Origin of the sequence: Pseudomonas sp. 30_B (genome assembly GCF_017491605.1) — a bacterium.
Taxonomy (GTDB): Bacteria; Pseudomonadota; Gammaproteobacteria; order Pseudomonadales; family Pseudomonadaceae; genus Pseudomonas.
The window spans coordinates 1-616 of record NZ_JAFGYY010000102.1; the positions used below are offsets into that span (position 1 = coordinate 1).

The window sequence follows — 616 nt, forward strand, 5'->3', positions numbered from 1 at the left end:
GGCGAGTTCGCGCAAATTGTGCCGCTCGAGCGCCGCGCGGAAATCCCGCAGCGCGGCCTCGAATGCAATCGGTTGGAGTTCGGTCGCGGCAAGCGGCGCGGCATGAGCCAGCGCAACGACAAAGCGTTGCGCGGCGAGCCACCCTGCCTCCCGCAGCGCCGCCGCGGCGGCGGCGAGCGGTTCGGCCGGATCGGCGCGCCGCTCGAAGGCTTGTTGCGCGGTGCGCAGCGCCGCCTCGGCCGCGGGCACTGCGCCGCCTCGCGGATTGGGCAACGCGTCGAGAACCGGAACCGTCGCGATGTCAGAGGTAATGGGCACGAGCGTCAGCACCAGAAACGAAGCCGCGCCGCAAGCGGCGCCTCAACCCGTCGATGCCGCCGCGCCAACGCCGCCGGTTCGCTCGATGCCGAACCGCCGACGCGAGACGGTCAGATCTGAACCATCTCGAAATCTTCCTTGCGCGCGCCGCACTCGGGGCATGTCCAGTTGATGGGAACGTCTTCCCAGCGTGTGCCTGGGGCGATGCCCTCCTCCGGCAACCCAGCTTCTTCATCGTAAATCCAGCCGCAGATCAGGCACATCCAGCTTTTATATTCCATCTTAAGCCGCGTAAAGG

Annotated in this window: 2 protein-coding genes; both read right to left on the reverse strand. The window is 67.4% G+C overall.

Translation table 11 applies throughout. The features are described 5' to 3' along the window. A partial coding sequence (locus tag J5M67_RS27415) for a hypothetical protein (RefSeq protein WP_207888542.1) occupies nt 1-330 on the reverse strand: 330 nt, incomplete at its 3' end. Nucleotides 331-428: 98 nt separating this feature from the next. Further along, on the reverse strand, nt 429-599 hold the full coding sequence (locus tag J5M67_RS27420; RefSeq protein ID WP_004186709.1) for a rubredoxin: 171 nt from the start codon (nt 597-599) through the stop codon (nt 429-431). Nucleotides 600-616: the final 17 nt, after the last annotated feature.

Excerpts from the sequence above, each read along its gene's own strand:
- J5M67_RS27420 (WP_004186709.1), bottom strand. The coding sequence starts at position 599 with ATGGAATATAAAAGCTGGATGTGCCTGATCTGCGGCTGGATTTACGAT.